Origin of the sequence: Bradyrhizobium sp. RT6a (genome assembly GCF_040547675.1) — a bacterium.
Classification (GTDB): Bacteria; Pseudomonadota; Alphaproteobacteria; order Rhizobiales; family Xanthobacteraceae; genus Bradyrhizobium.
Genome location: NZ_JBEPQC010000012.1, coordinates 158,869 through 181,681, shown reverse-complemented (window position 1 = coordinate 181,681; position 22,813 = coordinate 158,869). Strand labels below are relative to the sequence as shown.

Genomic DNA, 22,813 nt, shown 5'->3' with positions numbered 1-22,813 from the left:
GAGAAGACTTGGTGACGAATCGGATACTGGCGTTCTCAGCCATCCTCTTTGTTCCCATTCCTAACCTGACGTGACCGATGGCAAATGGTTCCGCGCGATGATGGCGCGACGGACTAGGCCAATGTGCTCGCGTAACGTATAAGCCTCACTCGCGAACCCAGCCGGTGTGTGTATGCGGGCCACCGCTCGCTCAATGCGTTCTAAGTCAGCCAGCCACTTCTCCGTCGGCAAAGTGCCCGTTCGCGCGGCAACATCTTGCTCAAGCAGAGCTAGCTCGCCATACCATCGATAGACCCGTGACCGAACATGCCACCGGCGCAACTGTGGAAAATAATGAAAGAGCGGAAGCAGAACGGCAGCCAAAGGGAGCAGTATAATGATCGCTCGCTCGGCCAATGTCGCGACCCAGAAAGGAAGATATTGATAGAGGAAGCTCCGCCCGAAGCGCTTATGCTGGTCAGCATCGGTCGAGACGCGCAGATCGACTTGGGTCGTTCCCGGAAACTCTCCGGCCTGCTCGAAAAGCCCTTGTTTGCGATGAATTTCACCTGCCGCGTCAACCAGCAGGTGGATCAGCGCGGGGTGGAGACCGTCACGGGCTGCAAGCATCGCTTTGGTGCCAATAAGATCGACTTCTCGCTCCGGAATGTTGTTCGCCAAGTCGGCCACGCCGGGTGGCAACGTCAGTTTGCTGATGAAACTGAGCCGTCGATGGTAGGCTTCAGCCTTGCTGTAACTTAGCAGCTTCAAAGTTGGATCGTGAAGCGCTGTCCAGACGGCGTGGTTTTCCGCTCCATCGACAAAGATAGCCGCGTCGACTGCGCCCGACTGCAGTGCGAGCAGTGCGGCATTGTTGCTCAGCGGCTGCATCGACATATTGTTGATCGTGAGACCGTTAAGCGCGAATATGTGTTCCCCCAATGAACGAGCGCCGCTACCGCTAACACCAACGGCAACCCGGTGGTTGCGCAGCTCGTTAACATGCGTAAGCACGTCCGTACTGCGGTGGAAAATCCACATAGGTACGTAGTAGAGGCTCGCGAGCATGATTACGTTTTTGGCTTCCGGAAGAGTTGCGATACCGCCCTGCGTGAAGCCGATGTCAACACCCGACTGTGGATCTTGCAGTAGCCGTAGATTGTCCCCGGGACCGTTGGTAATTCGTTCCTTTACCGTGACCCCGGGTCGAGCGAGGATCTCGATATATTGCTTCGCATACCGGTGGAGCAGGCCATCTTCCAGTCCCGAAGCCAGCACGATGTGACGTGGCGGGGCGGTTTGTAGGAAGTACGCGACAGCCCATACCGCAGCAACGATCATTGCAAAGGTCATTATGGCTATGCTGACGCGGCCACGTCGTGCCCTGAACCGTAACTTTTTGAAGATCATACGTACCGCCTTCACGAAAGGTAGACGGAAACGGCTTGACGAGACCAAGGCGTGTGTTTTTGGGCATTTCGTTGCCCTCGGAACTCGGTCTGCAGCGGGCGCAGCGGCAAAGCACGCGCGGTGGCTTTCGCGTAACTGCAACCGGGGATGTTCTCGCAGCAGATACCCTCGATAATCGGCGTCGGGCTGTCCCCGCAGTTCCTTCGCAGCTCGGTAGTACCTTGCCGAGGGGATTGCGGAGGGCACCATCGTCGGTCGGCGGCCATCACGGGACAACCGCGCTGCAAGGGCGACAATGACCGTTGATCCGTCCGCAGGGACGACCGGCGCAACAGGCCGCATCGCCAGCATATCAACTAAAACGCCACGGCTCCGGAGAGCTGTTACCCGTCTTTCACCCCGGAAGCGATCGGTAGGTCCCGGAGTGCACAGTAGGCAAGTCATAGTCGATGACGACGATCCCGGAATGCTGAGGGCTGTCCAGCGGCTCCTCCGACAGCATGACTATGAACCGATCCTCTTCTCGTCTGCCGAAGAGCTAGAGCAGCACGCCGATCGCCAACGCACTCTGCATCATTTTGGATATCAATCTCAACCTGCGCTCCGGGATCGATCTCCGACATCAACTCAAAGCACGAGGCGTTTTGGTCCCCGTCATTTTCATCACCGGCAATGAGACCGATTCCGTTCGCGAGGCCGCACTGCTGTCCGGATGCCTCGCATTTCCAACGAAGCCGTTCTCAGCGCACGAGCTAATCGAGCCGCTCAAACAGGCTGCGGCAGGCCACTAACCCATTCACTGAGCGCGCCTGGGCTTGCTCCCGTTCCCTTGATCTAGGTCAACGAGACTGAGCTTTCGTCCGGAATTGTACAAAGGTGCAGCGCTGCGGTCAGCGCCAGGCCTTAGGAACATCGATGAAGACGCCCGTAAGCGAGCTGCGCCGTTTGCGCGGAGAACGCATTGACTGGCTGCTCTCGGTGCTCACGGCAGTGCTGGCATTACTGATTTTTGTCTTCGCCCCGCTACAAGCAATGGGCATTACCGCCTTTCATCTGTTTGCGGATGGCCTGTTGCTAGCGATCATCGTCAGCATGGTGATCATCTCCAACAATCCGACTGCTCTCGTTCTGATGTCGCTCGCGCTCGTTTTCAACGTCGCCGTATTCTTCTTGCGCATTTACTACCCAGTACCGTACCACCTTCACATTTTGGCGGGCGCATGGCTGGTCATCGCCTGCACGTTGGGCGTTGTCGTGCTTCAGGCCGTTTTCAGGCGAGGTCTCGTTACATATCACCGAATTATCGGAGCGATCCTTCTGTACCTTTTGATTGCGGTGGCCTTTGCAACGCTGTTCCTGTTTGTAGGGCTGGCGGCTCCCGACGCAATCAAGGGAATAGCTTTCGAGGACGATCATTCGGTTGCCGCATCGCTTTTTTACATGAGCTTTGTCACGCTTACGTCGACTGGGTATGGAGACATCGTTCCGGTACATCCGTTGGCACGAAGTCTCTGCAACATCGAGAGCGTGATCGGTCAGCTTTATCCGGCGACGCTTCTCGCGAGGCTCGTCACCCTCGAGCTCGGCAGTACCGGCTCAGCGAGTAAGCCCACCCCTATCACCTGAGCCGCAAGAGCTGCACCGACACGTGTGCGCTGCACTCGCCTCTGTGGGGTTCCCGCGTCGCTAGGGGAACGCATGGTTGATCTGTGTCAACGCCCCCGATCCTTTAGCGGACACGCTGCGTGCAGCCGCACCAGAGACGGCATCCGTGTATCTATTGTGCTGGCACAAAAGGGAGACCCGCACCATGCATCCCAAGAAGCGTCTTTCGATCCAGTCAGCGACTATTAGCGGGATTGCTGCTAGCGCCCTCTTGGGCCTTGCAGGTCTCACGCTGAATCCAGGCCCAGCCAATGCGGTCGTGTACTGCCAATACACTGCCTACCCGGCGGGTTGCGTTGCTCGGCCCGGTGTGGTGCTGGGTGCGCGTCCAGTGGCCCGCGCTGCGGTACGCCATAATGCCGGTGGCAATGCCAATGGTGGCGTCAACCGCGTCGGCGTGCGGCGATAAGCCAGTTTGCAGGTGACTGGGCAGAAAGGAGCTGTCGCGGTCATCTCGGCCCGGAGGACCGGGACCGATGACGAGCAGCGGCCTCGCGGTATGAAGTACACTTGGTATGTCACGTTTGAAGTGCCCATGGATGGCACGCTGCAAAGACGGCGACTCCGCGCCTGACCAAGACGTTCGTCACTGAAGCAGAAGCGCGGGATTTTGCGCGAGCGAAATTCGCCGAAGGATTGATTGTCACTGCGGGCACCATCATCCCGCACGTGCCGAGAGTGTCGATTCCGTCGGAGGAGATTCCAGCGTGGTTTGAAGCTGACCAAGTAAATGACTGATCAGCCAGCCGGGAGCTTGAAGATGTCGGAGCCGAAAAAGGCCCGTTGTCATCGCAACGCACTGACTTTCCTTGGATACGGAAGGCTGTTTGAACCACCATGTGAAACTAGGGCCTAATAGGGCCCGGCTGTTTCAGGCCGGACGGAGCGCCGGACGGCATCCTTGTAAGTCTTTCAATGATCGAGGGTTTTCAGGTATTCCAACCCACGAGAAATCACTGGACGACAGGACCACACGGTTTTGCCGTACGCACGGCTCGCCATTTCACCACCGGTTTCGACGACGTTGTGCACGTTGCCGCCGACCTGATGACGAGACGAAGCCTAGCAGCGCCGCTCGTCGGAACGAAGTTTTGGGCTCACGGAGAGCAATCCGCCCTGCCCACGCCTCTCGCACCGAACGCTGCCGCGTCCACCGCAAGCCCGGCTCGCGAACGTGACGACCACAAGATCGCCCCTCAAGAATGAGCCGGGATGAGCGACACATACGCCATTTCCGAATTTCGGTAAAGTGGAATATTTTTGCGCGCGCGGATTGACACCCGCGACACAGGTCGCGCAATGACACGCCTCGCGCAGAAGCAACAAGGGGCGGTGTAAAACACCGCCCCTTGGCGCGATAGAGACTGCGGCGAGGACAGCCGCCTAATACGGCTGATAATAGCCACGCGGACCATAGTAGGGACCGCCGCCGTAATATCCCTGGCCGCCGTAGTAAGGACCGGGGCCGTAATTATAGCGGTCCTCGTAGTACTCCTGGCGCCTGCTCTCTGCGATCGCACCGCCGATCAGACCTGCCGCCACGCCCATGAAAGCGAGGCCTGCAGCGTTCGGACCTCGTCGATAGTAGCGGTGGCGGCGAGCCGCGCTGAAATCAGTGGCAGCCGGAGCGGCCGGACCCGCGGCAGCGGCCTTGCTGGGCGCGGATGAGTTGGCAGCCGAAGGCGCGAGAGAGGCCGTGATCAGAACAAGACTTGCGAAAGCCGCCAACACAAGGTTGCGGCCGGCTGCAGAAATCATCGGTCCCTTATTCATCTTGACCTTCCCCTGTTCTCGCTCAAAGCGGCATGCAAACAAGACTTAATGCGCAAACCACTGAAATGGTTTCGCGATCGCGGCAATCTGCCACGCTTTGAACGATTGTAAACCGAACGTCTGGATCCAGCTTGAACCATCCAACATGAGCGGATAATGAACAGACGCACCGTTTTTCGGTCGCCGTAAGCGTTTTACGTGAACCAACGCATCAACCGACGCCGTCGGGATCGATGCCATTCTTGGGTTCAACGTGACTGACGCGTCCTATTCCAAAGAGAAATCAGATGATTGCGGTTCGCAAACTGCCGGCGCGCTATGCGCCGATCGTGATGCCATTCGTGCTGTCCATCGTCATGACCGCCGTGGTGTCGGTCATTTCGACGCTTCGAAGCCTCGGCGCAACGCCGGCGTTTCTCGCGACCTGGCCGGGCGCCTGGGCGCTGTCATGGCTCATCGCCTTTCCGACGCTGCTGATGGTGCTGCCACTGGTCCGCCGGATCGTGGCTAGCGTCGTCGCGGCTCCCTCGCAACCGGGCCGGTAGAAGGTGCGGACGGCGGCGCATGACGCACGCCGTCCCGCTTCCGCGTGACCTTACGACAGCGCCCCGAGCACGCCGCGCGTCGCCTTGTCGATCTCCTCGACATAGCGGCGGCGGGCGAAGGTCTCGGTGAGAAAGCCGACCACCTTGCGGCTGTCGGTGGAATCGACCACCGCCAGCATCTCGGCCTCCGCCTCGTCGAACACCGCCATCGCCGACTTCACGTTCATTTCCGGGATCAGCACGATCTCGGTCAGGCGCGCGAGCTCGATCACCTGGATTTCGTCGGCGATGCTGTCGAGGTCGCCCGAGAACAGGTCGGGCAGCAGGACGAGCCCGACATATTCGTCCGCATTGTTGACGATGACGATCCCGGGCCGCGAGCCCAGCGCGAATTCGCGGCGGACCGCGGCGATCGTCGTGGTCGACGGCACCTTGCCGACATCGGAGCGCATCAGCCGCTCGACGGTGAGGTTGCGCAGCCAGCCGACGTCGTTGGCGCTGCGGATGGTCTCGCCGCGCAGATGCAGGCGCCAGGTCGAGAAGGAGTGTCCGAACATGAAGCGGACGCAGATCGAGGTAACGATGCAGCCGGCGAGCACCACGGCGGTGACGTCCACGTTGCGGGTCATCTCGAGCACGAGGAACGACATGGTCAAGGGACCGCCGACGATGGCGACGCCGAGCGTCGCCATGCCCGTCAGCATCGCGACCAGCGGATCGATCACGAAGTTCGGGCTGATCAGGAGCAGCACCGAGGCAAAGAACTTTCCGATCAGGCTGCCGACGAACAGCGAGGCAAAGAACAGCCCGCCGCGGAAGCCGGAGGCGAGCGAGATCAGGCAGGCCGTCACCTTCAAGGCGATGATCAGCGCGATCAGGCCGATCGTCATGTCGTGAAAGAGATCGAGCACCATCGCGCCGTGGCCGGCCGCCAGCACCTGCGGCGTGACAATCGCAAAGCCGCCGACGATGAGACCGCCGATCACCGGGCGCAGCCAGACCGGCAGCCATTTGAACAGGCGCTCGAACATCGAGGACGAGCGCATCACGGCGATGCCGACGCCGCTGGTGATGAGCGCGAGCCCGATCAGCGCCAGATATTGCTCGACGCCGACGGCGCTGACCTTGGGTATTTCGAGCGAGTATGGTGCGCCGCCGAGCCATTGCGCGGTCAGCGCACCGGCGAGCGAGGCGGCGAGGATCGGCGCGGCACTGCCGACCGAATAGACGCCGACGATCAGCTCGCAGGCGTAGAAGGCCCCCGTGATCGGTGCACCGAAGGCGGCCGCGATCGCCGCAGCCGCGCCGCAGCCGACGATCAGGCGCAGATCGTTGCGGCGCAGATTGAAGAACTTGCCGAGCAGCGAGGCGATGCCCGATCCGATCTGGGTGTAGCCGGCCTCGAGGCCGACGGAGGCGCCGCAACCGTTCGAGATCAGCGTCTGGCTCGACACCACCACGCTGTCGCGCATCGACAGATTGCCGCCACGCAGCGCGTTCGCCTCGATCGGGTCGACCGCGCTGGAGAGCTTCAGCCGTCGCCGCCACCACTCCATGATGCCGAGCGCCAATCCGCCCAGCGCGGGCGCAATCAGCGCGGCCCAGGGACTGACGCTGGTATTGGCGGACAGACGGACGTCGATGGGAATGCCGTAGATCACCATATGGGCAATCTGCGCAATCTCGGCCATCAGCGTCACGATGGCGCCGGCAAGCGTGCCGATCACCAGCGCCAACGGGATCAGATAGAATTCGTTGCTGCGCAGCAGCGCCCGCAGCCGAACCATGACGCGGTTCGTCCCCTTGCGGTCGGCGAGATGTCTGATCCGCAGGAACACTTTCTGTCCGCCCTACCCTTCCGACATGCCGTAACCGGACATGCGCTGGCGGACCCGCTCGATCTCCGCGCTCGACAGCAGCGGCGGCTCTCCGATCTGGAGACAACCGTGATATTGCCGCGCCAGCGTCTCGACCTCGACGGCGAGCCACATCGCCTTGTCCAACGACTTGCCGATCGCGATCATGCCGTGATGGTCGAGCAGGCAGGCAAGCCGGCCCTCAAGCGCCCGCACGGCATGTTCGGACAGCTCCGCCGTTCCGAAGGTGGCATAGGGCGCGCAGCGGATGCTGTCGCCGCCAGCGGCTGCGATCATGTAGTGCACGGGCGGGATCTCCAGGCCCATGATCGCCAGGGTGGTGCAATAGGTCGGATGGGCGTGGACGACGGCGTCGATTTCGGGCCGGGCCCTCAGGATGTCGAGGTGGAAGCGCCACTCGCTGGACGGCTTCTGATCGGGCGCGTGCGAGCCGTCCATCGTCATGAACACGATCTGGCCCGGCGTCATGGCATCATAGGGCACGCTGGTCGGGGTGACCAGAAGCCCGTCCACATGCCGGACGCTGATATTGCCCGAGGTGCCCTGGTTGATGCCGAGCGCATTCATGCGGCGGCAGGCTCCGACGATGGCCTGTCTCTTGTCGAGCTCGTCCGCTGTCATCGACATCTCGATTTCCTGACGATGGGCGCCTGTCAGACGGGGAGTACGTCAAAGCAATATGGCAGCGCAAGAGAAAGCAGACCGGATCGCGTGCGATCCGGTCTGCCGCCTCATGGCATCATGAAATAAACATGAAAATCAACGCATTAACAGATTGTCGCAGCCCTACGGCAGGCCCGCCCGGACGGCCGCGATTCCGTCGATCACGAACTGTACCGAATAGGCCGCGAGCAGCATGCCGAGCACGCGCGAAAGGACGGCGTTGCCGGTCCGCCCCAGGGTCCGTGCGATCAGGCTCGCGGAGACAAAGCAGAGCATGCAGAGCAAGCACACGGAGAGCACGACCGCGACGATGATCGCGAGCCTCGGCCCGTAGCCGGCATCGCCCGTCAGGAGCAGCGTGGTCGCGATCGCGCCTGGACCGGCCATCATCGGGATCGCCAGCGGGAATACCGCGACGTCGGAAGCATGCTCGGAGCTTGCTTTGTCAGCCTCGCGGGCCTCGCGATGCGGACGGTCGCCGAAGATCATTTGGTACGACACGCCGAACAGCAGCAGTCCGCCGGCGATCTGGAAGGCGGGGATGCCGATCCCGAGCTGGCGCAGCAGCCAGTTTCCGATCAGGGCGATCACCACCAGGATCGACGCAGCAATCAGTGGCGCGCGTAGCGCGATGGTGCGCTTGGTCTTGTCGGGCATGCCTCCGGTCGCGGCGAGGAAGGCGGGCACGAGACCAACGGGATCGACCACCAGCAGCAACGTCACGAACGCGGACAGGGAGAAGTCGATCATGTCTCGGTGGGCTCCCTGGGCGCAGGAACGATGGCTGGCGAACTGACTTAGCCCGGCAGAACCGCTTTGAAAATCACCGGAGATGCACAATGAGCGACAGTGGAATTGGAATGTTGCTGGGCCACCTTTCGGGCAACCTGCTCTGGCTCTGGTTCATCGGAGCCTTCGTGCTCGGTGCGGTCCTCGTCTACGGCGTGGCGAAGGCGGGGCGCCTGCGACGCCGCGAGCGCGCACAGCTCGACCGCAACACCGAGGCGCGGCAGCGGCAGGAAGACCCGTACAAGCGTCCGACCTGAGCGACGCGCCGAGTGCAGCTTGCAGTTTGGAACTTTCGTTCACCGAAAGGCTTGGATCGCCTGAGGATTGAGGAAGGCGATGCCTTCCCGTGTCACCTCAAGAGGAGGATTTATGGCCAAAAAAGCAAAGAAGCGCACAACCAAGAAATCATCGACGGGCCGCGCCCGTCAGGCGCCGAAGATGTTGAGCGACCTATTCCTGGAGACGCTCAAGGACATCTATTTCGCCGAGAACAAGATCATCAAGACCTTGCCCAAGATGGCCAAGGCTGCCAACTCGAAGGAGCTCGCGGCGGCTTTCAACAAGCATTTGCGCGAGACCCAGGGCCAGGTCAAACGTCTCGACCAGATCTTCAAGATGCTGGGCAAGCCGGCCCGCGGCAAGCCTTGCGAAGCGATCAACGGGATCACCGACGAAGGCGCCGAGATCATGAAGGAGTTCAAGAACGCTCCTGCGCTCGACGCCGGCCTGCTCGCAGCCGCGCAGGCGGTCGAGCACTACGAAATCTCCCGCTACGGCACGCTGCGCACCTGGGCCGAGGAGCTCGGCATGCAGGACGCCGCGAGGCTGCTCCAGGCGACGCTGGACGAGGAAGAGGCGACCGATCACACCCTGACCGAGCTCGCCACCTCCGTGATCAACCTCGAGGCGGAAGAGGAATACCGCCAAGCGGCCTGAGCCACACATCGCGTGACGACGAAACGCCGCGGCCCCAAAAGGCCGCGGCGCTTGTCTTTTCGGATCGCACGATCCGCATGGCACCTGCGCGCCACCGGGCTGGAATTCTCGGGAACCGGCCCCATATTCAGCGTTCCCCACCGCCGAGCCCGCATCATGCAACCCAAAAATCCCCTCGACTGGATGTTGTCCGAAGCCCTGGACTCGCTCACCCGCGCCGAACGGCTGCGCCAGCAGTTCGGCCGGCAGGACGCCTGCTGGGAGCCACCGATCGACGTACTCGAAACCGAGCATGAGCTCCTGATCCTGATCGCGCTTCCCGGCGTCAATCCCGACAATGTCGAGACTGTCATCCATGACGGCGTGCTCGTCATCTCCGGCCAGCGCACCCTTCCGCCGGAGCTTCGCAACGCCCGCATCCATCGGCTCGAACTGCCGCAGGGGCGTTTTGAACGCCGCATTGCATTGCCCGTTGGCCGCTACGCCATCAGCCGCTTCGTGATGGACGGCTGCGTCGCGCTGCGTCTCGCCAAATCCTGAGGTCGATCATGGCCACCGAACCAATGAATACCGCACCGACCAATCCCCAGAGCAATTCCGACGTGAAGATTCCCGAAGACGCGCTGATCATCATTCCCGTGCGCGAGATGGTTCTATTCCCCGGCGCCATCGCGCCGATCGCGATCGCGCGGCCGAAGTCGGTCGCCGCCGCGCAACAGGCGCTGCGCGAGCAGCGGCCGGTCGGCATCGTCCTGCAACGCAGCCCCGAGACCGAGGAGCCCGGGCCGGACGACCTCTATCGGGTCGCGACCATCGCCAACATCGTACGCTACATCACCGCGCCCGACGGCACCCATCATATCGTCTGCCAGGGCGTGCAGCGTGCGCGCATCCTCGACTTCCTGCCGGGGACGCCGTTCCCGGCCGCGCGAATTCAGCAGATTCCGGAGCCGACCACGAGCACGCCCGAGATCGAGGCCCGCGGGCTGAACCTGCAACGCCAGGCCATTGAGGCGATCGAGCTGCTGCCGCAGGCGCCGCCGGAGCTGATCGCGATGTTCCAGGGCACCACCGCGCCCGGGGCGCTGGCGGACCTGGCGACCTCGTTCATGGACATCAAGCCGCAGGACAAGCAGGAGGTGCTGGAGACCATTGACCTCGCTCTGCGTGTCGAGAAGGTGTCGAAGCATCTGGCCGAACGGCTGGAGGTGCTGCGCATCAGCAACGAGATCGGCCAGCAGACCCGCGCCAGCTTCGACGAGCGGCAGCGCGAAGCGATCCTGCGCGAGCAGATGGCGACCATCCAGCGCCAGCTCGGCGAAGGCGACGGCAAGGCGGCCGAGGTCGCCGAGCTGACCGCTGCCATCGCCAAGGCCAACATGCCGCCCGAGGCCGATGCACATGCGAAGAAGGAGCTGCGCCGCTACGAGCGCATGCCCGAGGCCGCCGGCGAGGCCGGCATGGTCCGCACTTACCTGGACTGGCTGATCGAGCTGCCGTGGGCGCTGCCCGCGGAGAAGCCGATCGACATCAAGGAAGCGCGCCGCATCCTCGACGCCGATCATTTTGGCCTGGAGAAGATCAAGAGCCGGATCATCGAATATCTGGCGGTGCGCAAGCTGGCGCCGCGGGGCAAGGCGCCGATCCTGTGCTTCGTCGGACCGCCCGGCGTCGGCAAGACCTCGCTCGGCCAATCCATCGCACGCGCGATGGACCGTCCCTTCGTGCGCGTCAGCCTCGGCGGCGTGCATGACGAGGCCGAGATCCGCGGCCATCGGCGCACCTATATCGGCGCGCTGCCCGGTAACATCATTCAGGGCATCAAGAAGGCCGGCACCCGCAACTGCGTCATGATGCTGGACGAGATCGACAAGATGGGCCGCGGCGTGCAGGGCGACCCTTCCGCCGCAATGCTGGAGGTGCTCGACCCCGAGCAGAACGGGACGTTCCGGGACAATTACCTGGGCGTGCCCTTCGACCTGTCGCGCGTGGTGTTTATCGCGACCGCCAACATGCTGGACCAGATCCCGGGTCCGCTGCTGGACCGCATGGAGCTGATCAGCCTCACCGGCTACACCCAGGAAGAGAAGCTGGAGATCGCCAAGCGCTATCTGGTGCGGCGGCAGCTCGAGGCCAACGGCCTGACGGCCGAGCAGGCCGAGATCGAGCCGGAGGCGCTGAAGCTGGTGGTCAACGGCTACACCCGCGAAGCCGGCGTGCGTAACCTCGAGCGCGAGATCGGAAAGCTGTTCCGCCATGCCGCGGTGCAGGTCGCCGAGGGCACCGCCGTCAAGGTCGTCGTGACGCCGAAGGATATCGGCACCGTGCTCGGCCAGCCGCGCTTCGAAGGCGAGATCGCGCAGCGCACCAGCATTCCGGGCGTGGCCACCGGCCTTGCCTGGACACCGGTCGGCGGCGACATCCTGTTCATCGAGGCCTCGCGGGTATCAGGCCGCGGCGGCATGATCCTGACCGGCCAGCTCGGCGAGGTCATGCGCGAGAGCGTGCAGGCTGCGATGACGCTGGTGAAGAGCAAGGCCACGCAGCTCGGCATCGATCCGCAGCTGTTCGAAAAGAGCGACATCCACGTTCACGTCCCGGCGGGCGCGACCCCGAAGGACGGGCCGAGCGCGGGCGTTGCGATGTTCACGGCGCTGACGTCCCTGCTCACCAATCGCACGGTGCGCAGCGACACCGCCATGACCGGCGAGATCTCGCTGCGCGGCCTGGTGCTGCCGGTCGGTGGCATCAAGGAGAAGGTGGTGGCGGCTGCGGCCGCGGGCCTGAAGCGGGTGATGCTGCCGGCGCGCAACAAGCGGGACTACGACGACATCCCCACGAGCGCGCGGGACAACCTCGAATTCATCTGGCTGGAGCGCGTCGACGAAGCCATCGCCGCGGCGCTCGAGCCGGCCGAGGCCCAAGCCGATGCCAAGGTCGAAGCGGCGGAGTGAATGCGATGAAGAAACTGCTGGAAAGAGCGAAGGAAGCGCGGACAACGCAGCGGCTGCGCCAGTTGCTGGATCGCGCCATCGACCGGGTTCGCGATGCGCTGGCCGCATCAGGACCGCGGCTTCAGCCGGCCCCGGTCAGGGTGAAGCGCCGCAAGGGTTGAGCCCTCCGTCTCAAGTCCTCGCGGCTGCCCCAAACAATAGGCCCCCTCGCTCGAGGGGGCCTTCTCGTTAGCCCACGGCGTCCTTGGCGGCCTTGACCGGGCGGGCGCGGACGATCTTGCGGGCCGGCTTGGCCTTGAACATCATCTCTTCGCCCGTGAACGGGTTGGTGCCCTTGCGCGCCTTGGTCGCGGGCTTCTTGATGACGACGAACTTGGCAAAGCCCGGCACCAGGAAAAGGCCGTTCTTCTTGAGCTCCTTGTGACCGACGTCGGTCAGCGTCTCCATGACGCTCTTGACGTCACGCTTGGAAAGCTCGGTGGTGGTCGCGATCTTTTCGATCAGCTGCGATTTCGACATTTGGGTGGCCATCGTGTCTCCTCTGATTCGTTGACGGCTGCATATTAGACCAACCGGTGAAGGCCTATAGCCTTCTGCACAGTTTTGTCGGGGTTTTACGGGCTTTTTTGGCCCTCTGTGGCAAAAAACCCTGCTTTTTAGCCACTTCCGGAGCGGGAGAAGCCTCAGGCAGCGGATTTTACCTTGTTTCAAAGGCCCGCACGCAGCCTTGCTAAAGCTGATTCGATGCTTTCGACAAGCGACGACCGGCCTCTTTGTGAAAGGCCGGCCGCGATTCACCCCGGAAAATAAGGCTAGATCGTCGTGATGCGGCGATCGCGGGTACTTTCTCTCCCTTCTTTCTAAGGAGCGCGACGAGCTTCGCTCGCGCTAGACGCGCTCGATGATGACGGCCGGGGCCATGCCACCGGCCGCGCACATGGTGACGAGACCGCGCTTCAAGTCGCGCCGTTCGAGCTCGTCGAGCAGGGTGCCGATCAGGATCGAGCCGGTGGCGCCGATGGGATGGCCGAGCGCGATCGAGCCGCCATTGACGTTGACCTTGGAGCGGTCGAGCTTGAGGTCGCGGATGTATTTTTCCGCAACCACGGCAAAGGCCTCGTTGATCTCGAACAGGTCAATGTCGTCGATGGTCAGCCCGGCCTTCGCCAACACCTTGCGCGTCGCCGGCACCGGCGCGTTCAGCATCAGCGTCGGCGAGTCCCCCATGTTGGCCATCGCAACGACGCGGGCGCGCGGTTTCAGGCCGTGCGCCCTGGCGTAAGCGGGCGAAGCCAGAAGGATCGCGGCGGCGCCGTCGACGACGCCGGACGAATTGCCGGCGTGGTGCATGAAGTCGATCTCGAGGTCGGGGTACTTCTGCAGGATGAGGCCGCGATAGGTCGTGCCCTTGTCATCGAGCGCATGGTCGGCGACCGCGGGGAATGCGGGCTTCAATGCGCTCAGCCCTTCCATCGTGGTCTGCGGCCGCGGATATTCTTCATGGTCGAGCGCGAGGCTGCCGTCCTCGCGATGCACCGGCACGAGGCTCTTTTTGAAGTGGCCGTTCGCAATCGCATTCGCGGCACGCTTCTGGCTTTCGAGGCCGAGCGCGTCGACATCCCTTCGCGTGATGCCTTCCAGCGTCGCGATCGCGTCGGCGCAGACGCCCTGATGCGACTGCGGATGCTGCGCACGCAGGCGCAGATTGCCGTTGTCCATCATCATCGGGCCGCCGCCGCGGCGTCCTTCCATTGACATCATCTCGCAGCCGCCGGCGACGACGAGGTCTTCCGCGCCCGCCATGATCGAGCTTGCGGCCATGTTGACGCTGGTGATGCCGGAGCCGCAGAAGCGGTCGAGCGTCACGGCACTAGCGCGCACGTCGTAGCCGGCGTCCAGCGCCGACATGCGGCCGAGATCGCCGCCTTGCGTTGCGACCTGTGCGCTGCAGCCCCAGATGATGTCGTCGACGTCGGCGGTGTCGATGCCGGTGCGCGTCGCGAGCGCACGCAGCACGGTTGCTCCCAGCTGCTGCGGATGAATGCTCGAGAGCGCGCCCTTGCCGGCCTTGCCAACGCCCCGCGGGGTCCGGCAGGCATCGATGATAAGTGCGTCGGTCATTGGCGTTATCCTCTTTTTGAATGGTTAGAGGCGTTTTGAATCAGGCGGCGAAGGGAGTCAATGCGCGCTGGCGGAACCCCTCACCCTGTCCCCTCAGCGCGAGCCAAGCTCGTCGCGCCTCCGCAAGAACGGGGCGAGAGAGAGCAATCACACCCCCGCCGCGTTCTTCGCGATCACATTGCGATAGAAGCTGGCGCTGAGTTTCGGCGTACGCACCTGCGTGTCGAAATTGACGTGGTAGAGCCCAAAGCGCTTGTTGAGCCCGAACACCCATTCAAAATTGTCCATCAGGCTCCAGAGGAAGTAGCCGCGCACCGGCACGCCTTCGGCGGTGGCGCGCTGGAGCTGGGCGAGGTAGTTGCGCAAATACATGATGCGGTCGGTGTCGTAGATCTTGCCGTCGGGCGTCACGACGTCTTCGCCGGAGGTGCCGTTTTCGCTGATATAGATCGCATCCGTCTTCCAGATTTTCGCCGCCAGCTTGGGCACCCAGTAGATCGTCTCGGGACCGACGCGCAGCCAGTCCGAATTCATGTGCGGGAACGATTTCGGGATCGGCAGCGGCATGAAGCCCGCGCCCTGGTCGGAGGCCACCACGTAGTTCTGTGGCGCGTAGATGTTGAGGCCGAGGAAATCGACCGGCGAAGAGATGATCTTCAGCTCCGCATCGGTGTATTTCGGCGCATCGCGCCCGGCGAACTTCAGGAAGGCGTCGGTGTACTGCCCCGTCATGATGACGTTGAGGTAGCCGGCGTTCATCTCGCGCAGCGCGATCTCGGCGGCGCGGACGTTCTCGGGCGTGTCGATCGCGGGGGCGCAGGCATCGATGTTCTCGGCCGGCCCCACCCTGGTGCCGCGGCGGCCATGGGCGCGTACCGCCTGGACCGCGAGCCCGTGCGCGAGCGCGCTGTTGTGCCTGATCTGGTTGACCTCGGCTTGCGGCAGCGTCACGCCCGGCGCGTCGATGCCGATGCCATAGCCGAAATAGACGAAGCGGCCGCTCTCGTTCAGTGTGAACACGTTTTTGACGCGATCAGTCAGGTGCGCGGCGACATAGGCCGCGTAGTCGCCGAAGATCTTGCAGGTCTCCGTCGAGCGCCAGCCGCCAAACCGGTCCTGGAGCGATTGCGGCAGGTCCCAATGATAAAGCGTCAGCCACGGCTCGATGCCGTTCTTGAGGAGCTCATCGATCAGACGGTTGTAGAAGTCGAGCCCCTTCGGGTTCGGCTTGCCGTCGCCGTCCGGAAACAGCCGCGGCCAGGCCACCGAGAAGCGATAGGCCTTGCAGCCGAGCTCCCTGATGAGCGCGATGTCCTCCTTGTAGCGGTGATAGTGCTCGTTGGCGCGGTCGCCGGTAGTACCGTCCTCGATCTTGCCGGGGATGCGGACGAACTTGTCCCAGATCGAGGCCCCTCGGCCGTCCTCGTTGACCGCGCCCTCGATCTGATAGGACGAGGTCGCCGTGCCCCAAACGAAGCCCGTCGGAAAGCCGTCCACGCTCCGCGGCGGCGATGCGGGCTTGGCGTCCGCGACCTCAAGAGGATTGGCGATTCCGGCTGCGGACAGTCCCGCCAGCGTGGCGAACTGGCGACGCGAAACCTCGTCCGACATTGATTATGCTCCGGGGCGATGCTCTTGCGGCGGCACCATGGCGAATCGCGGGTCGTTTGAGAAGCGGGCGACCCGAGGGCTGAGGATGCAGAATCGCCGAATGCGACGAAGTGGTCCGAAAGGGGCCACGGCGATCGTCGGCCGAGGTACCCCAAAGCCGAAATACCAGTCCCACCGTTATTCGAAGTCCCAGCCCAATTCGGCGAGGAAGCGTCAGTTCCCCTCGAGACGCTGGCCCGCTTACTTGCAGAATGCCCTAAACCGCTCGGAAATTACGACCAAAGTTCGCAAATATGGCGTATGGTGCGCCATCGCCGCTCCGCTCTGGGCGATTGTCTGTCTGCACCGGTCAACCAAGGGAACGACTGACTTATGACGCGATTTGACCGCATGAGACCGTGGTAACTCTTCCGCTTGACCAAGCGCCTGTCCTGCCAGGGATACAACGACTGACCCCACGTCAGAGCCACTGTGAAGTTCGAGGTAGATATATGTCGTATGCCTACAAGCTGAATGAAGACGTTCGCCACCAGCCGCAAGGCCCGCAAGGACGTGCCGCAACTGAGCCACCGATGATTTACACCATCGTCCAGCATATGCCCATCGAGGCCGATGGACGTCTCCGATACCGCATCAAGTGCAAGTCGGAGAAAATCGAGCGAGTCGTCACGGAAGATCAGCTTTCGTATTCGCAGTGATCTGCTTGATGACGGTGGCACTCCAGCGCGGATGAATTGGCTCGGAGTTGCCATGATCAACGGCGGGACCGTTCTCGTTGCTTGGCGAACCTCAATTCCGGAATGTCTGCCTGGGTCAGGAGCAGACATGAGGTCCTTCCGCCCCACTGGCGCGCGGGCTTCCGCGATCAGCGCGAGCGCTTCGGCGATTTTGGCAGCTTGTCGGGATTGAACGGCGGCATCTGCCGGCTTCGTTCAGGTGCGGGCGTCGGCTGTTCCGTCAGAATCAGCGTACCCTGGAGGACCATTCCCGGCACCTGCACTGCCGTCGCCGTGTAGGTCGCGACCTTGCCCGGGCAGTTTCCCTCGATGTCCAGCGTGAGCTCATCGTCGACGCCGAACACCGTTGCGCGTCCGTCGGTATGGCGCTTCGTCGACACCGTGGCGGTGAAGCGATCTCCGTCGATGTTGCAAGAGCCGTGATAGGTCATCAGGCTGTCGCAGCCCCAGATCTGTCCGTCTGCGACATGGACGATCCCGGTCCCCTGATCGAGCGGCGTCTTGTACCAGGCGGCGTAGGTGCCGTCTTTCAACATGGGAGCAGTCTCCCCGGTATTCCCTCGCACCATCCACACGATCAGCGCTAACAAAGCGTTAATCGCGCGGCCCGTGCCAATCCGGGCTATCCCTGCGCAGCTCGGCTTCCAAGTCCTCGATGATGCTGTGAAGCAGACACGCGGCAAGTGGATCGGTCACTTCGCGCTCCAAACGTCGGTAACGCGCGATCTGGAATTCCTGCTCTCTCAACTGGTGCTCTGTCATCGGACGGGCCCTCCGACAAACCGACGCAGAGACAGCCAAGTCGTTTCGTTACAATTTTAGGATCATTCGCTATGGTTTCCGATCGGTAAAAACAACGCGACGCCAGGCTTCGCCGGCGCGCGGGATCATCGGAGGAGTCACAAGGTCGATACGCTGACAAGCGCGCTGTCACGGCACCTCGCCGGTGTTGCGACTCCCGCCGATGCTGTGCGGCTTGTTGAGGAAGAACTCCCGGTTGCCGAGAGCTGCCTCCGCGTACTGGTCGATCGCGACCTGGATGGCCTCGATGTGCATGCGGCACCAGCCCTCGAGGCAGGACAGGCGCCGCGCATGATGGAGAGCCTTCAGAAATTCCGGGGGCTCCGGCATATCGGAGAAGTAGGTCGGCCTCTCCCCCTTCATGCCCGTGCCATCTCTCGCGGCGGAACAAGGCGGCGCTTCTCAACACCGACGCGCGATGGCATCGGCCGCCGGCGGGGAACGAAGAGGCTGGCGACGACGATCGGGTCAGTGTCACCGAGGGCGGCCCGCTCCTGAACGAGCCCACTCATCACCGTGCGCATCTTCATGACTTCGCCTGCGACGAAGCTGCAGTCCTCGTCCCTGTTGATCTGCTCATGCATGATCGCCTCGGCCTCACGCATGCTGACGCGTAACGCCCTGATGATCCTGCGGATTTCGTTGATGCGGTTGTCCACGGCTCGCTCCCTTTGGCTGGAGAGCAGCATAAGAACAAAACATGAACAATGAGTCAATCGGCTTTAGGTAGAACACACCCGTGCCGGCACGCCGCGTCGGCGCGAACCGGCCTCCTCGTCATCCCACATGCGCCGGGGCTTGCGAGCCGGATCAGAACGTCACCCGCATCCCCGCATAGAATGCACGCGGCCTTGCCGGGCTGAGCGAGCGCGGGTCGGTGAACTCGGCGCCGCCGTTGGTAAAGTTGGGCACGGCTCCGGTGTCGAAGAACTGTCCGTAGGTCGCGAAGCGCTTGTCGAAGATGTTGTCGATCTTGCCGTAGAGCTGGAAGTTCTTGGTCACCTGGTAGGACGTGTGCAGGTTGAACACGGTGTAGGACGGCAGCTTCGCATATTGGTTGGACTCGTCGCCGACCAGATATTGGCTGGAGACGAACAGCGCATTGCCGCCGACCTTCCAGACGTCGGTGACGGCATAGTCGACGCCGACCTTGACGCGGTGGCGCGGGATGGCGGGGAGCTGGTTGCCGGGCGAGACCTGGATGTTGCCGTCACCATCGGCGAACGGGCTGTTGGAGCCGATGGACAACGCGTCGAGGAAGCGCGCGTCGACGAAAGCGTAGCTCGCCTGGAATTGAACCGTCGGCGATTTGATGTTGATTTCGGCCTCGAGGCCTTGCCGCCGGGTGCGGCCGACATTGGAGAAATAGCCAAAGCCGGTGCGGCCGGGAACGGGGATCGCGACGATGTCGTCGTAATTGGTGGCGCGGAAGCCGCCGAGCTTCCAGCCGAGCGTGCCGATGTTCAGCTCCCTGCTGCCACGCAAGCCCGCTTCCACGGTCTTGGACACGACCTGTTTCAGCGGCGGATCGGAGACGAGGAACGCGGCAATGAGACAGGGACGGGCGGGATCGGAGCAGCCGAGCTCGAGCGGCGTTGGAACGCGGTTGGCCTCGGAATAGCCGGCATAGGCCGTCAACCCCGGCGTGATCTTGTAGGTGCCGCCGATCACCGGATTGAAACGGGTGAAGGTGTGATCGCCGTTGAGATCGGCCCCGAGCTGATCCTCCAGCGAGATGCGCGCCACGTTGAATCGACCGCCGCCGGTGACGGCAAAGGCGTCGGTGATATTGAACGTGTCCATCGCATAGAGACCGTTATATTGGTTGACGGTCCGCAGCGAGACAGGGCCGGCAACCGTATCAGGTACGCCGGTTGGCCCCAGGAAGAGGCCGCTGCCGCTGACGACGTAGTTTTCTCCGATCGTGCCGATTTCGGCGGTGGCGTTATAGCGCGTGACGCTGGCGTCATAGGTCGCGCCCATCACGAAGCGGTTGTCGTGGCCGAACAATTGATCGGTGTTGGTGGCCTGCCCCGACACGCCGAAGGTGGTCGAGCGTATCGAGCTGCGGTCGATCTCGCCGAGGATGGTCCCGGACGCGAAAGGATTGGCAAGCGGCAGGCCGTTCACGCCGTTTGCCGGTGTGGCGCCGTCGCCGAAGCAAAGAAGGCCGGCGAGCCCCGGATCGGTGCATTCCTGCGCGTCGGTCGGATTGCCGTCGACCAGCTTCTGCTCGTACCTGCGCACATGCGCGGTGCCTTCGAGCGTCCAGGTCGGCGTCGCATCGACCTTGCCTGTCAGGTTGAGATAGCCGACGCGATTGGAGGTGGTCTGCGGTGTCGTGTAGGTCGCGCCCCAATATCTGTCGAGCAGCTCGGCCGGAACGGTGGCGCTGGCGCCGAAATCGTTCTTGGCGACGCCCATGTTGGCGTGGAATTCGCTGTCGCCGGCCTTGTAGCCGACATCGCCGTAGAAGCGCCGCACGTCCGATTGGGAGAAATTGCGGAAGCCGTTGTCGTGCAGGCCTTCGAGCGCGGCATAGACGGCGTAGTTCTTGTCGACCGTCTTGCCCCATTGCGCCGAGCCCTGGATACGGCCGAACGAGCCGCCCATGAGATCAAGCTCCGCGCCCTGGTAGGTGAAACCGTCCTTCATTTGCAAATTGATCGCGCCGCCCAGCGCGTTGAGGCCGAAGGCGGGATTGTTGGTCACGAGCGTCACCGACCGGATCGCCGCGGTCGGGATCAGGTCCCAGTTGACGGCGTCGGAGAAGGCCTCGTTGATGCGAACGCCGTTCTGATACACAGCCAGGCCTTGCGGCGTGCCCGTCACCGGAGATGCAACGAAGCCGCGGAATTCGACATCCGGCTGAAACGGATTGCCGGTGACCTCGCTGATGTTGACGCCGGCGATGTTGTCGCGAAGCGCATCGGTAATGTTCAGCGAGCCGGTGCGCTTGATCTGGCTGGCGTCGACGGCGTTGATCGCCGACGGGACCTTGTCGACGTCAAGACCTCGGCCGGTACCCGGCGCGGTCGGGTAGACGTAGAGGCGCGTCTTGGGGCTAGCGGATGACGGTGCCCCGATGCGCGCGACCGGACGCGATGACGCGGTGCGCCGCGCCGTTGACGGCGGCGCCGTCACCTCGACCGGCGGCAGGTTCTGGACGTTGGTTTCCTCGTCCGGCGCGGCCCTCGCGGGGAGCGCTAAGACCAATCCCGACACCAGCCCGGTCGACATGGAGGCCATCACCAAACGACGCTTGAACCAAATAGCCTTGAACCAATGAGCCTTGCCCATCCCCTGCCTTCCCATCCGTAACCGCCAGCTGTTTTAATCTTCGCCGGTTGGTTGAGACGAGTGTAATCGGCGGCAATGAGTGCGCCAGCCACAAAAGGTCGGACCATATCCGCACCCGTTTTCCCGACAAAATCGGGAATTTTTCCCGACGCGATCAGGCCGCCGCCGTCGGAACGAGGGCCTCGACGGTCAGACCGCCATCGCCGGACACGACGTTGAGCGTGCCGCCCAACGCCAGGATCCGCTCGCGCATGCCGACGAGCCCGAAGCCGAGCTTCTGGCCCGGCTCCATGCCGCGGCCATTGTCGCTGACCCGCACCCGGGCACAGCCGCGGCCGTCGCTTGCCGCCTGCGCCACCGGCTCGATGACGACGTTGACCGAGGTCGCGCCGGCGTGGCGGAACACGTTGGTGAGCGCCTCCTGCACGATGCGGTAGATGGTGAGGTCGGCGGTCTCCCCCGTGACGCCAAGCGCCGGCGAGATCACGGTCTCGATGGCGACATCGGGATGCGACTCTCGCCACAGCCGCGACAGCGATTCCAGCGCCTGGCGCAGGCCGAGCTCGGCCAGGCCGACGGGCCGGAGGCGCTCCAGCACGCGGCGGTTGAACTGCTGCAGCGCGTTGATCTGCTCCAGCATGGCGCTGCCGTGTTTTCGCACGGCCTCCGCACTCGGGGCGCCTCCGTCCGCCTGCTTCGCCAGCGCGCTGGCATGCGCGCGTAGCGAGAACAGGTATGGCCCGAACTCGTCATGGAGCTCGCGCGCGATCTCCTTGCGCTCGACGTCCTGGAGCGACACCGTTCGCTCGGCGAGGCGCCGCTTGTCCTCGATGGCGTCACTGAGCGTCGCCGCAAGATGGTTGAGCTTGCTGCAGATCGCGGCGAGCTCCGGCGCGCCGCCCGGCGCGACGCGCGCCTGATAGCGCCCGTCTTCGAGCTCGGCCATCACGTCCGCCAGGGACTGGAGCGGCGCCAGTGCCCGGCCGACCACATTCATCATCACCAGGAACAGCGCCAGCGCGATCGCCGAGCCGACCTCGAGCTGGGTCACGATGGCGTCCCAGATCTCGGCGATCTCGTCATCGGGATGGGAGGTGATAAGCAGCGAACCCGGCTTGCCATGGATCGAGACGGGTACGCTCACCGCGGTCTGATCGGGATGAACCAAGCTGACGAACCAGGCCGGCGGCGCGCGGGTGTCATCATCGGCGTCGGTCCGCGGCTGCGTCAGCGGATGGCCGCCTTCGTCCCGCAGCGCGATGCTGACATGGCGCAAGCGGCTGAGGTCGCGTGCGATCTGGTTCAGCCTGGCATCCGGATCGGGCGCCTCGTTGAGGTCCGCAACGATCATTTCGATGAATTCGCGCGCGAGCCGGATCACGCTCTGGTCCTCGGCCTGCACGCGCGGCCCGGCTTCCGCGACCTGGCGGCCGATATTGACGGCGAGCCCCAGCGCCAGCAACAGCGCCAGCAGCAGGTTGATGCGCCCGCGCAAGGATAGATTTTGCCACATTGGTCTCGCCCGTGCCCTTGCGAAGGATTGGCCTGCGCCTGTCCGATGACGTTGACAGAGGCGAAGCGCCCGATATCTAATCGAAAGCGTACAGCAATCCCGGCCGGGCGCGAAACAGGCCAAGACGCTGTCGCGAGGA

General features: G+C 63.2%; 24 protein-coding genes. 10 read left to right on the top strand and 14 right to left on the bottom strand.

Going from position 1 to position 22,813, the window contains the following annotated elements; translation table 11 throughout:
* Window positions 1–60: 60 nt before the first annotated feature.
* The gene (locus tag ABIC03_RS37150; protein ID WP_354065627.1) at window positions 61–1,332 is read right to left on the bottom strand and encodes a TAXI family TRAP transporter solute-binding subunit; all 1,272 of its coding nucleotides are present in this window, start codon (window positions 1,330–1,332) and stop codon (window positions 61–63) included.
* Window positions 1,333–1,967: 635 nt separating this feature from the next.
* Between ABIC03_RS37150 and ABIC03_RS37145 the strand changes: the two genes are divergently transcribed.
* The 3 genes from ABIC03_RS37145 to ABIC03_RS37135 all read left to right on the top strand — a co-directional run bounded on the left by ABIC03_RS37145 (window position 1,968) and on the right by ABIC03_RS37135 (window position 3,463).
* Complete coding sequence (locus ABIC03_RS37145; protein ID WP_354065625.1) at window positions 1,968–2,180, top strand: response regulator; 213 nt, start codon at window positions 1,968–1,970, stop codon at window positions 2,178–2,180.
* A gap of 124 nt (window positions 2,181–2,304) precedes the next feature.
* The gene (locus tag ABIC03_RS37140) at window positions 2,305–3,015 is read left to right on the top strand and encodes an ion channel (RefSeq protein WP_275174772.1); all 711 of its coding nucleotides are present in this window, start codon (window positions 2,305–2,307) and stop codon (window positions 3,013–3,015) included.
* Between the two features lie 184 nt (window positions 3,016–3,199).
* On the top strand, window positions 3,200–3,463 hold the full coding sequence (locus ABIC03_RS37135) for a hypothetical protein (RefSeq protein ID WP_354065623.1): 264 nt from the start codon (window positions 3,200–3,202) through the stop codon (window positions 3,461–3,463).
* A 974-nt stretch (window positions 3,464–4,437) separates the two neighbouring features.
* Here the strand turns inward: ABIC03_RS37135 and ABIC03_RS37130 are convergent.
* The gene (locus tag ABIC03_RS37130; protein WP_354065621.1) at window positions 4,438–4,827 is read right to left on the bottom strand and encodes a hypothetical protein; all 390 of its coding nucleotides are present in this window, start codon (window positions 4,825–4,827) and stop codon (window positions 4,438–4,440) included.
* A 287-nt stretch (window positions 4,828–5,114) separates the two neighbouring features.
* Between ABIC03_RS37130 and ABIC03_RS37125 the strand changes: the two genes are divergently transcribed.
* Window positions 5,115–5,372 (top strand): DUF2798 domain-containing protein, encoded by a 258-nt coding sequence (locus tag ABIC03_RS37125; protein ID WP_354065619.1) that lies wholly within the window; start codon window positions 5,115–5,117, stop codon window positions 5,370–5,372.
* 50 nt (window positions 5,373–5,422) lie between these two features.
* Here ABIC03_RS37125 and ABIC03_RS37120 read toward each other — a convergent pair whose 3' ends face one another.
* The 3 genes from ABIC03_RS37120 to ABIC03_RS37110 all read right to left on the bottom strand — a co-directional run bounded on the left by ABIC03_RS37120 (window position 5,423) and on the right by ABIC03_RS37110 (window position 8,662).
* A complete protein-coding gene (locus ABIC03_RS37120) occupies window positions 5,423–7,210 on the bottom strand; it encodes a chloride channel protein (RefSeq protein WP_354065617.1) in 1,788 nt (595 codons plus the stop codon).
* 12 nt (window positions 7,211–7,222) lie between these two features.
* Window positions 7,223–7,876, bottom strand: coding sequence for a class II aldolase/adducin family protein (locus ABIC03_RS37115; RefSeq protein WP_354065615.1), 654 nt, complete (start codon window positions 7,874–7,876; stop codon window positions 7,223–7,225).
* Window positions 7,877–8,035: 159 nt separating this feature from the next.
* A complete protein-coding gene (locus ABIC03_RS37110) occupies window positions 8,036–8,662 on the bottom strand; it encodes a MarC family protein (RefSeq protein ID WP_354065613.1) in 627 nt (208 codons plus the stop codon).
* An 89-nt stretch (window positions 8,663–8,751) separates the two neighbouring features.
* On the opposite strand from ABIC03_RS37110, the gene ABIC03_RS37105 reads away from it, so the two are divergent.
* The 5 genes from ABIC03_RS37105 (at window position 8,752) to ABIC03_RS37085 (ending at window position 12,752) form a co-directional block, all read left to right on the top strand.
* Window positions 8,752–8,958 (top strand): hypothetical protein, encoded by a 207-nt coding sequence (locus tag ABIC03_RS37105; RefSeq protein WP_007601434.1) that lies wholly within the window; start codon window positions 8,752–8,754, stop codon window positions 8,956–8,958.
* A 112-nt stretch (window positions 8,959–9,070) separates the two neighbouring features.
* Window positions 9,071–9,637, top strand: coding sequence for a YciE/YciF ferroxidase family protein (locus ABIC03_RS37100; protein ID WP_007612902.1), 567 nt, complete (start codon window positions 9,071–9,073; stop codon window positions 9,635–9,637).
* A gap of 156 nt (window positions 9,638–9,793) precedes the next feature.
* On the top strand, window positions 9,794–10,177 hold the full coding sequence (locus ABIC03_RS37095) for an Hsp20/alpha crystallin family protein (protein ID WP_354065610.1): 384 nt from the start codon (window positions 9,794–9,796) through the stop codon (window positions 10,175–10,177).
* An 8-nt stretch (window positions 10,178–10,185) separates the two neighbouring features.
* Window positions 10,186–12,591, top strand: coding sequence for an endopeptidase La (gene lon / locus ABIC03_RS37090; protein ID WP_354065608.1), 2,406 nt, complete (start codon window positions 10,186–10,188; stop codon window positions 12,589–12,591).
* A gap of 5 nt (window positions 12,592–12,596) precedes the next feature.
* The gene (locus ABIC03_RS37085; RefSeq protein ID WP_354065606.1) at window positions 12,597–12,752 is read left to right on the top strand and encodes a hypothetical protein; all 156 of its coding nucleotides are present in this window, start codon (window positions 12,597–12,599) and stop codon (window positions 12,750–12,752) included.
* Between the two features lie 67 nt (window positions 12,753–12,819).
* On the opposite strand, the gene ABIC03_RS37080 is transcribed toward ABIC03_RS37085, so the two are convergent.
* From ABIC03_RS37080 to ABIC03_RS37070, 3 genes are all read right to left on the bottom strand, one after another.
* A complete protein-coding gene (locus ABIC03_RS37080) occupies window positions 12,820–13,122 on the bottom strand; it encodes an HU family DNA-binding protein (protein ID WP_007601427.1) in 303 nt (100 codons plus the stop codon).
* 357 nt (window positions 13,123–13,479) lie between these two features.
* Window positions 13,480–14,712 (bottom strand): acetyl-CoA C-acetyltransferase, encoded by a 1,233-nt coding sequence (locus ABIC03_RS37075; RefSeq protein ID WP_354065603.1) that lies wholly within the window; start codon window positions 14,710–14,712, stop codon window positions 13,480–13,482.
* Window positions 14,713–14,859: 147 nt separating this feature from the next.
* Entirely contained in the window at window positions 14,860–16,323 is a 1,464-nt protein-coding gene (locus ABIC03_RS37070; RefSeq protein ID WP_354065601.1) for a GH1 family beta-glucosidase, read from the bottom strand.
* 491 nt (window positions 16,324–16,814) lie between these two features.
* Here ABIC03_RS37070 and ABIC03_RS37065 point away from each other — a divergent pair, with 491 nt between their 5' ends.
* Window positions 16,815–17,021: a hypothetical protein gene (locus ABIC03_RS37065; RefSeq protein WP_007601421.1), complete on the top strand. Its 207-nt coding sequence runs from the start codon at window positions 16,815–16,817 to the stop codon at window positions 17,019–17,021.
* A 167-nt stretch (window positions 17,022–17,188) separates the two neighbouring features.
* Here ABIC03_RS37065 and ABIC03_RS37060 read toward each other — a convergent pair whose 3' ends face one another.
* From ABIC03_RS37060 to ABIC03_RS37035, 6 genes are all read right to left on the bottom strand, one after another.
* Window positions 17,189–17,596 (bottom strand): hypothetical protein, encoded by a 408-nt coding sequence (locus ABIC03_RS37060; RefSeq protein ID WP_354065599.1) that lies wholly within the window; start codon window positions 17,594–17,596, stop codon window positions 17,189–17,191.
* Between the two features lie 58 nt (window positions 17,597–17,654).
* Window positions 17,655–17,822, bottom strand: coding sequence for a hypothetical protein (locus ABIC03_RS37055; protein ID WP_007612915.1), 168 nt, complete (start codon window positions 17,820–17,822; stop codon window positions 17,655–17,657).
* Between the two features lie 168 nt (window positions 17,823–17,990).
* On the bottom strand, window positions 17,991–18,224 hold the full coding sequence (locus ABIC03_RS37050) for a hypothetical protein (RefSeq protein WP_275173174.1): 234 nt from the start codon (window positions 18,222–18,224) through the stop codon (window positions 17,991–17,993).
* Window positions 18,221–18,520: a hypothetical protein gene (locus ABIC03_RS37045; RefSeq protein ID WP_007601417.1), complete on the bottom strand. Its 300-nt coding sequence runs from the start codon at window positions 18,518–18,520 to the stop codon at window positions 18,221–18,223. The genes ABIC03_RS37050 and ABIC03_RS37045 overlap by 4 nt, the downstream gene beginning before the upstream one ends.
* Before the next feature lie 151 nt (window positions 18,521–18,671).
* Window positions 18,672–21,161, bottom strand: a complete 2,490-nt coding sequence (locus tag ABIC03_RS37040; protein ID WP_354065596.1) for a TonB-dependent receptor — start codon at window positions 21,159–21,161, stop codon at window positions 18,672–18,674.
* A 154-nt stretch (window positions 21,162–21,315) separates the two neighbouring features.
* Window positions 21,316–22,674, bottom strand: coding sequence for a histidine kinase (locus ABIC03_RS37035; RefSeq protein WP_354065594.1), 1,359 nt, complete (start codon window positions 22,672–22,674; stop codon window positions 21,316–21,318).
* Window positions 22,675–22,813 lie beyond the last annotated feature (139 nt).